The organism is Nocardia sp. NPDC050630 (assembly GCF_044457245.1).
Lineage (GTDB): Bacteria > Actinomycetota > Actinomycetes > Mycobacteriales > Mycobacteriaceae > Nocardia.
This window is the reverse complement of the sequence record NZ_JBITGN010000034.1, coordinates 34,720-44,629: the sequence shown is the minus strand read 5'-3', so window position 1 is coordinate 44,629 and position 9,910 is coordinate 34,720. Positions and strand designations below refer to the sequence as shown.

Annotated in this window: 4 protein-coding genes; 2 read left to right on the top strand and 2 right to left on the bottom strand. The window is 66.0% G+C overall.

The genetic code is table 11. The features are described 5' to 3' along the window. Positions 1–76: 76 nt before the first annotated feature. Positions 77–664 (bottom strand): hypothetical protein, encoded by a 588-nt coding sequence (locus tag ACIBG0_RS39720; protein WP_397040395.1) that lies wholly within the window; start codon positions 662–664, stop codon positions 77–79. Between the two features lie 558 nt (positions 665–1,222). Next, positions 1,223–2,080: a DUF4253 domain-containing protein gene (locus ACIBG0_RS39715; protein ID WP_397040393.1), complete on the bottom strand. Its 858-nt coding sequence runs from the start codon at positions 2,078–2,080 to the stop codon at positions 1,223–1,225. Between the two features lie 983 nt (positions 2,081–3,063). Between ACIBG0_RS39715 and ACIBG0_RS39710 the strand changes: the two genes are divergently transcribed. Together ACIBG0_RS39710 and mobF are read left to right on the top strand one after the other, a co-directional pair. After that, entirely contained in the window at positions 3,064–3,438 is a 375-nt protein-coding gene (locus tag ACIBG0_RS39710; protein ID WP_397040391.1) for a nuclear transport factor 2 family protein, read from the top strand. Between the two features lie 369 nt (positions 3,439–3,807). After that, positions 3,808–9,834: a MobF family relaxase gene (mobF, locus tag ACIBG0_RS39705; protein ID WP_397040388.1), complete on the top strand. Its 6,027-nt coding sequence runs from the start codon at positions 3,808–3,810 to the stop codon at positions 9,832–9,834. The last annotated feature ends 76 nt before the right edge of the window (positions 9,835–9,910 follow it).

The following is a 9,910-nucleotide window of genomic DNA, read 5'->3' as shown; positions in this document are numbered from 1 at the left end:
CAGAGATCCAGATGTCCGCCGATCCGGAGAAATCATGTCCGCCAGCCCGGAGCCAAATGTCCGCCCAGCCGGATTATCACGTGTCCGCTAGCACGGGAGTCGGATCCCATGTGTCATCGGCCACCGTGGGCCGCTGCTTGATCAGTCGAGACACCCGCGCGGCCGACAGCGTTGTCGCGGCGGCGATATCAGCAATACTCATACCCCGACTCCGTAACTGGTACAAAGCGTGGCCCTGTTGACCGCGGGCCCCTGCGGTGGTGGCCGCCCGCCGCGCCGCCGCCGCGAGCGCGGCTGCACGCTGGGCCGCGGCCGCCTGGTCGAGAGCGTCACCGAACGCCGCGATGCTCGACTGCTCCGTCACAACGTCTCGGCGCCCCTTCCTGCCGGTCGCATTTGTCGCCCCCTGATCGAGCGCGCTTCGGAACTCGGAGACGGCCGTGGTGAAGTCGCGGTCGTACTGCCGCGCTGCGCGTGTCAGATCGGCCGTCAACGTTTCGTCTGCGGTGTCGATAACGCGTTGACACTCGACGAAGGCGGCCAAGTCGGTTTCGTCGGCCTGCATGTGTGCCCGCTGCTCGGCCAACTGTTGCGCGTGTCGTTGCGCGAGGAGAGCTTTGGCGCTCTGCCGAGCCGCCACCGCGGGCTTCCTGGTCCCTGCCATCACGGTTCCTCCTCCGCTCACATCGTCTGGAATCCACCGTACGCGCGGAATACAACACAATCAGGCAACGATGCGACCCACCGAAAACCCTTCACCCGCTAGAGATTCATGCACAGTAAGTGCCGCATGTCGGTCCCGGACGAAGGTGGCGGGCATCCGCGTGGCCGAGCCGCGGTTGGCCAGGTCTTGCTAATGGCCCGGACGCCGGGCTGTTCGGAGATACGTGGCGAAGTCCGTGCCAGGTGGTGCAGATACCGGTCTGTCGTGCAGACGCGAGTTCCGTTCGGCCAGATCAACTCTCACTCTTCGCCATCTATGTCTGTACTTCGCCAACCTCTCGCCAACTATCTTCGAACTTCGCCACCTATCTCCGAATACACAAGCAGCTGTCTGTTCCGCGCGAACCCTTCGGATCGAGCCACACCTGATCTGCGGCGCGCAGGGTTGACCGATCCGTTCGGCGGCGCGGGTGTTCGGATCTACTTTGCGGATTTCGGCAGACTGACGATGACTGTCGTACGCCACTGACCACGTTTCTCGACGAGGCACTGATCCGGATCAGTACCAATGGAAAATCCAGAACTTGTTGTTGATGAGCGTTTCGGCATATTCCGCGAGGACCGTACCCGAGCAGGGCACTATCTCGTTGTTGATGAGCGCGACGGTCGTTGACCAGGTGTCTTCCGGGCAGAACGCGTAGTGCTCTGCCGCGACACGAAGGGCCTCGTCGCGTTTACCGGGTGGCGCGGACACACTCAGGTGCAGGCTGCCATCGTCGATCGCCACGACGCGGGTCCCATAACGCCGCTCCCAATCCCGCAACACCGCCGAAATCTCGGCGATGTCAGTGGTGTGGTTGGCAACCTCCCGCCAGCCGATCGCGGCAACGGAATCGGCGGAACTCGCTGCGACCAAACCGAGTCGCCACCGCGACGGGTCGTCGTAGAGCAGTGTGGCGCCGAAGGTTTCAGCATGGCGGCCAGGATCGGACCGCTGCAGCGTAGCCGGTGCTCGACCGGCGGGCCAGTGCGCGCCGAACGGAGCCGTATCGACGGGGCCGGGTACGACGTAGCGGTACCACCACTCCTGCAGCACGGCCTCCGGATCGTGGTCCGCAGGAGAAGTCACACCCTCGAACGAAACTTCGCCCGTGGCCCACGGATCGCCTTCGCCATCGAGGCCCAGCAGCAGCGGCCAGAACCCGGTCTGCTCATGCTCGGCCAGCAACCGCTTCCAGAGGAAATAGTCGGCCGGACCGTCGCTGAGCCAGAACGCCGGCTCGCCAGCGCCCTTGTCCGACACCACCAACCGCCCCGGTTGCAGGGCAACGGGAAGGGTTCGACCTGTTCCATCACCACCCGGCAGCAGCGGATGCAGGTCCCAGGGCAGCGAGTAGGGCGGCGGGAACCCATCCATACGCGGTACCTCAACCATCTGTTTCGTATCAAGCACGAGAAACGCCCCACTTCGCCCGGCCGGGCAGTCACCCGCAGCCACCGACCCGCACGCCGAATCGGCGGGTCATGCCTCGGGTACTGGAGGTGGAGGGAGTCCCACTTCGTATGCCGTCACCACACGGCCGAGATGGCGGCTCAACACTTCGAGCAGCAGAGCAGGAGCAGGCGGCCTGGGTGGGGCTCCGTTCATCCAGCGTCTGACAGTCGTGACGTCGTAAACCGCTGGCAGACCCTGCTCTGCGGCCATAGTCCTCAGCATTTGCGCGAGCTGTGCAGGCGACAACCCCCCAGCCTGCATGAGCTTTTGAAGCCGGGCATTGGGCATACGTGGCACAGACACCTCATTCGCCGATCGGGACTCTTGAAAAGTACCGCCACAGCCTCGTTCGGCGCTTCCATCACGGGGGAACCCGTTGAGGATCGCGTCAGGAGCGGCAAACAAGCGTTTCCGGGGTGTGCGTGCTGTGTGCGGTGGAGCTTCCGCCGTGGCCCAGCAGGCTGGATGAGCACCAGCTGATCGACCGCCGGATACAGGCTGGGAGTGACTCGGAGCTACCTCACGCTCGAAGGCCCGGCGGAGTGGTCGTGACCACGAGCGGCGAGGATGACCTCCCCGAACCTGTCGCCCGGCCGCACGACTGCGGTTTTCCCAGCCCAACCTGCTGACACCCTCGTGCGGTCTCGCATATAGCCCCCGCCAACTATCGCCGAACACCGCAAGGTACGTCCGAACAGGACAACAACTGTCCGTTCCGGTCGAACTTTGCGGACGTCGAGTAGCTGACCTGCGACCCGAAAGGTTGCGCGGATGGTTCAGGCCGCCGAAGTGTTGGGACCTACTTTGCGGATTTTGGGGGACATCGGTGCCGGGTCTCGAAGACGAACGACGACACGACGGCGTCATTCGTCCCGGCGCGGGGAACTCGGGTTACCGTCCCCAGTATGGACATCGCCCTTGAGCCGCCCATGGCGGTGGTGCTCCAATACGTCGATGCCTTCAACAACGGTGACTCGAAGGCGATGGCTGCGCTGTGCGCTGACCCGATGCAGATACTCGACGGTATGTCGCCGCATGTGTGGCAGGGACCGACAGCCAGCGAGGGCTGGTGGAGGGACGTGCGTAGGGAGGGCGAGCACGCAGGAGCGTCGGACTACCATATTGCGCTCGGCGAGCCACGGCACGTCGACGTCACCGGCGACCACGCGTATGTCGTTGTTCCCGCCACCATGACGGTCACTCTGCAGGGCAAGCAGGCAACGCAACCCGTTCAACCTTCACCGTCGCGCTCGGCAAGGTGGGGACAGTGTGGCGGCTGACGGCCTGGGCTTGGACAAAAGGTGCCTGACAGGTCGGCTCGACGACGCTCGGGGTCATGTGTATCCCGTCGACGTCTCCTCCTGTAGGTCAGCTCGAACTCCCCTGCGGCGACGGTGCGCCGCCGAAAGATCATGCTCGGGCTCGGCACGGCCACGCAGACTGCCCGCCACAGCGGTCCCATGCCCTCAGAACCCGCAACCTACGTCCGAACTCCGCAACATCCCCCGAAAACTAACTCCGAACACCGAAAGGTTCACCCGAACAGGACAACACAAGCAGCAGCCCGTCAACTAGTCCTTCTTTTGCATACCCCCACTCACAACATATCTCTTGCATTCTGGCCGTTCACTTCCGGTACCGTCGAAAGAGTGGGAGGCAACCTCCACAAACTCAGCGCGGGTGACGGCTACACCTACCTCACCAAACAAGTAGCCGCGATGGACTCCAGCGAGCGCGGAACCGCCACCTTATCGGACTACTACTCGATGAAGGGCGAAAACCCCGGCCACTGGCTGGGATCCGGATTGGCTGCCTTCGACGACATCAATGTCGGCGACGTCGTCACCGAAGCACAGATGAAGGCATTGTTCGGCCTCGGACGCCACCCCAACGCCGACGCCATCGAAGCCGCCAAGATCGAAGAACTTGTCCCGCAGCACTTCCAGCGCTATCGCGCCCGCGGTTTGAGTGCTCGCACCGCGGCGGCTCGCGCTGCCGAACGCGCCGCCACCGAAGCGCTCGCATACAGTCGCCTCGGCTGCCCGTTCAAGGTGTACTCACAGGCGTCAGAATTTCGGCAGGCCCTGGCCTCCGCGTTCAGCGACCACAACATCGAGCGCGGCCTGAAGTGGAACACCGCGTTGCCCAAGGAGATACGCGCCACGATCCGCACCGACCTCGGGCGGACCATGTTCACCGAAGAGTTCGCCCGCCCACCGTTGGACGAGCGTGAACTGTCGTCGTGGATCGCCCGCAATTCTCGCCAACGCACCCAAGCCTGCGCCGGCTACGACTGGACCCTCTACCCCGAAGACAAATCCATCTCCGCGCTCTGGGCATTGGCGAAGAAACCGACCTCCGACATCATCGCGCAAGCCCACCTCGACGCCACCGCCTACACCGTGGCCTTCTTCGAACAGCACGCGGTGTTCACCCGCACCGGCACCAACGGCGTCGCCCAAGTCGACGTCACCGGTGTGGTCGCGACCCTGTTCACCCACCGCGACTCCCGCGCGGGTGACCCATATCTGCACTCCCACATCGCGATATCCAACAAGGTGCAAACCCTCGACGGGCGATGGCTGGCCCTGGACGGACGCACGCTCTACAAGTTCGCGGTGTGGGCCAGCGAGGTGTACAACACGCGCATCGAAACCCTGCTGCGGCAACGACTCGGGCTGCGATTCGTCGAGCGCCCCAACAAGAATCCGACCAAGCGCGGCACCCGGGCAGTCGTCGGGATCTCGGAGTCGCTGTGTGAGTTGTGGTCTTCCCGCAATGCCGCGATCGAGGTCCGCCGCGGTGAACTCGTCCGCGAATTCCAGCAGAAGTATGGGCGTGAACCGTCACCGCGAGAGGCCTACGAACTCGCCGACCTCGCCTCGGTGCAAACCCGGCAGGTCAAACACGAACCTCGCTCCGAAGCCGAGCAGCTCGCCACCTGGCACGCCGAAGCGGTCGCGCATCTGGGCTCCGAACGCGCGGTGTCGGACATGGTTCATGCCGCTCTGCACCCCAACATCGCTGATGACGATGCTGCGACGATGACACCCGAGCAGCTCGATGCCTGGGTCGCGGTGGCAGCCGACGCGGTAGTCGAACAGGTTTCCGAGCAACGCGCGACGTGGCAGATCAATCACATTGGCGCCGAAGCCCAGCGGCTGGTGCGCGCGGCGAACCTGGACCCCGACGTGGTCGCCGACGTCGCTGATCGGGTTATCGACGCCGCCCTCGCTCCGGCGCGCAGTATCGCTCTGGAGTTACCTGATCGGTTCGACGAACCCGCCGTGTTGCGTCGCCGCGACGGGACCTCGGTGTATTTCACCGCTGGTGCCCAGTCCTACACCAGCGCACCGATCCTGGAAGCCGAGCAACGCATCCTCAACGCCGCCGCGCGGCGCGACGGCCGCCACACCGGGGAGGTCACTGTCGGTGTGGCGTTGCTCGAGTACGAGGCCAACCATCCCGACAAACCGCTCAATCCCAGACAGATCGCGCTGATCCGTGACTTCGCCACCTCCGGAGCCCGCGTGCAGCTTGCTCTGGCTCCCGCCGGGACCGGTAAGACGACCGCGATGAAGGTATTCGCTCGCGCCTGGCAGGAGGAAGGCGGCACCGTACTGGGTTTGGCGCCCACAGCCAACGCGGCAGCGGTGTTGCGCGAGGAAATCGGCACCACCTGCGACACCATCGACAAACTCCTCTACAGCCTGCGCCTAGCCGAAGTCGCCGCCAAGCGCGGGATCACCGTGAAAATCCCCAACTGGGTCCGCGACATCGACGAAACCACCATGGTTGTCATCGATGAAGCCGCGCTGGCTTCGACCGCCCAGCTCGACCAGACCATCGAATACGTGCTCTCGCGCGGCGGCAGTGTCCGCATGATCTGCGATGACAAACAACTCGCCGCGATCTCGGCCGGGGGCATCGTGCGCGCCATCGCCGACGAACACGGTGCGTTGACTCTCGAGCACGTCACCAGATTCCGCGACGCGCACGGCAATCCCCGCCACGACGAAGCTGCCGCGTCGCTGGCGTTGCGGGAGGGCGACCCTGCCGCGCTCGGGTTCTATCTCGACCACGGGCGGGTGCACGCTGGCGACTGGGTCTCGGTCGCCGACGATGCCTACAACGCGTGGGCCGCCGACTGCGCGGCGGGACTGGACTCGGTGATGATGGCCCCCACCCACGCCATCACCCGCGAACTCAACCTGCGTGCCCGCGCCGACCGCCTCACGCTGTGGGCCACCAGCGGACCCGAAATCCCGTTACACGACGACACTGTCGTCTCGGCAGGGGACATCATCCGCACCACCGCCAACGCTCGGCGCTTGACGCTGTCGGCCAGCGACTGGGTCCGCAACGGATCGCGGTGGCGCGTCGACCACGTCCACCCCGACGGGGCGCTGTCGGTCACGCACCTGCACACCGGCCTGTCCACGGTGCTGCCGCCGGACTATGTCGCCACCGAGGTCATCCTCGGCTACGCCTGCACGATCATGACCTCCCAAGGCATCACCGCCGACACCAGCCACACCGTGCTCACCGGAAACGAAACCTGCAACGACCTCTACATGGCCTTGACCCGAGGGGCGCGCCGCAACGACGTGTACGTACCGAGCGCGCTCACCGGCGACGAACACACCCTCATCAGCGACGCCGCGATGAACCCTGCCACCGCCGTGGACATGCTCACCCGCAGCCTGGGCCGCGACGGCTCCCAGAAATCCGCGACCACCCTCACCCGTGAACTCGCCGAGCCCCGGCACCGGCTCGGCCCGGCGGTGGACGCCTACATCCATGCTGTGGGCGCGGCCGCTGAATCCCTGCTCGGCCCAAACGAACTCGCGCGCATCGACACCGCCGCCGAAGCGCTGCGTCCCGGGCTCACCGATCAACCGGCATGGGCGACACTGCGCGGGCACCTGGCCGCCATCGCGATCACCGGCACCGACGCCGTAGCCGAGTTGCGCCTTGCCTACCGCAGACGCGAAGTCGACACCGCACGCGACGTCGCCGCCGTGCTGGATTGGCGCCTCGACGACACCGGCAACCACTCCACCGGCCGCGGACCCCTGCCATGGTTGACCGGCATCCCGCCCCCACTCCAACAGCACCCCGTGTTCGGGCCCTACCTGACCGCCCGCGCCGATCTCATCAGCCACCTCGCCGAACAACTCACCGCCGAAGCAAAGGATTGGACCGCAGCAACCGCACCCTTGTGGGCGCGCCCCCTGGTCACACCGGAACGCACGCTTCTGGCCGATATCGCGGTGTGGCGGGCAGCAGCAGCGGTCCCCGAGCCCGATCGGCATCCGACCGGCCCGGATCGCTACGCCATCCGGGAACGCCGCTACCAGAAACACCTCGACCGGCGCGTCGCCGCACTGCTGGGCAGCCCGCACCGCGCCGCGGCACGCTGGGCGTCGTTGGCCGAGCGGATCGACCCCCGCCTGACCGCTGACCCGTACTGGCCGGTGCTCGCCGACCGGCTCACCGCCGCCGCACGCGCCGGACAGGATGCCGCCGCCCTGGCCGAAACCACCGCCGCCGCACAGCCTTTGCCCGACGAACATCCCGCTGCCGCGCTGTGGTGGCGACTATCGCACCTGCTGGCCCCTGCAGTTCTGTCCGACCCCGCCGCGCTGCGCCCCGATTGGTTTCCCACCCTGCAACGGCTACTCGGGCCCGAGACAGCCGAACACGTAGTCACTGATCCCGCCTGGCCTGCTCTGCTCGCCGCCGTCGAAGATGCCGAGCAGCGTTGGCTGCCCGCCGACATTCTCGAACTCGCCACCGAAACGTTGCTCGACCACGGTGACGGCCCGCTACTACCCGAGCAACTCACCGCCGCCCTCACCGCACGCATCACCACCCTGCACACCGCGCCCATTCCCATCGCCCCCGACCTCACCGCAGCAGAGCCACCACCGGAACCCGAGCAGCTACCACCCGACCCCGCCGACAACCCACCACCACTGCGGCCGTTCGACGAACACGCGATCACCACCAGCGAGACCACCGACGAGGACTATCTCGCCGCACTACTGGCCGAGGAGCCACCCGAGCAACCCATCGACGTCCTCGACACACCACCGGGGCCCAGCCTCGAAGACCTGATCAGCGGTGAAGTCCTCATCGACTGGGACCTCACCGCACCCGCAGACCCCACACCCATCCCCTACGCCGACCTGCCCATCGAACAGCGCGTCGCCCGCCTCCGCGCCGACCTCGACACCGCACGCCGCCGCTCGATGCAACTGTGGTCGGCATACCTGGCCGGTCAAGCACAGGCCCAACGGGCGGCCGAACCGATGCTGCGCGCGCTGCGCCGCAGTGCCGATACCCAGAACAGCTACCGGATCGCGGCGACCGAAGCCCACCACCGATGGCGCAGCGCAGAACACACCGCCACCGCTTCCGAACACGCCTACGCCATCGCCCAAAACGACGCAGCCGCCGCACGATCCGAGGGTGACGACCTCACCGCGATGTCATTGGAACTGCACGCAACCCTGCTCGGTATGGAAGCCGAGGGCACTCGCGCTGAGGCCGACACAGCCAAAACCAACGCCGAACGCGCCCAACAAGCCTGGCAAGACTTCGCCGCCTCCCACAACACCACCCGCACCACCCTCGAATACCTCGACACCGCCCACGCGACCGCCGAAGACCTCGACCTCGACTCCGTGCTCGACGCCCGTGCCGAAGTCGAACTACTCGAAGGCCAACTCCTGCGCGCGGAAAACACCGCCAACCACACCGATGACCACCTCAACGAGGATCAACTCCCCACCACGTCCGACACACCGGTGGCCACCCTCACCCGCCCCAGTGCCAAGACCCGGCGACGGGTACGCGACACCGCCGCCGAGATCGCAGAACGCCTGCGCGGCAACCGACTACAGATGCTCGCCACAGCCCACCTCACCCACGAAATCAACACCGCGCGCGAAAAGCTCCGCCGCGCCCGACACCACACCGACACCACACTGTCCCCCAACACCGTCGCCGACCAAACCCACGCCACCCACCAGCGCCTGCACGCCCAAGCCGACGCCATCACCACCGCACGCAACGCCCGCACCACTGCCAACGCCGCCCAGCATCGACTTCAACACGCCCGGACCGAACTCGCAGACCTCAGCGCCCGCCGCTTCAACCACAACGTGCGCGGCCGCGCCCGACGACAACTCGACAACGACATCTCCACAGCCGAAGCAGCCGTTGCCATGTTGGACACCGAATACCAGGACGCCGAAGCCCACGCCACCCGTACCCACAACACCGCACTCGATCTCGGAGCCACCCCCGAACGTTGGGACGACATCCTCACCCGCACCAACGACCCCGACACCCTCGCCCAAGAACTCGCCGCCGCTATCTACGAAGACACCCAACGCCAACATCGCAACCAACAACGCCACGACGACACCCAACGCCGCATCACCGAACTCACCACCGCACTGAACGCCGCCCTCGCCGAGCAACAACGCCGCGACGAACTCGACGAACACACACACGACGAAGAAGAGCGCATCCGCGCCGAAATCGCACCAACCGACACCACACCCCTCCCACCCGGAACACCCTCGCGCACAACGCGTTCCCCACGCCGCCGCGACCGCAGAACCACCCGCGACACGTCACCGCGCCGCCACGGCCCGGCGATGTAGCGGCACTACGCGCCCGCCATCCTGGGAACTGATCGATTGACCTGCTGTCGACCGGTTCGCAAGCACCCCAATCGAA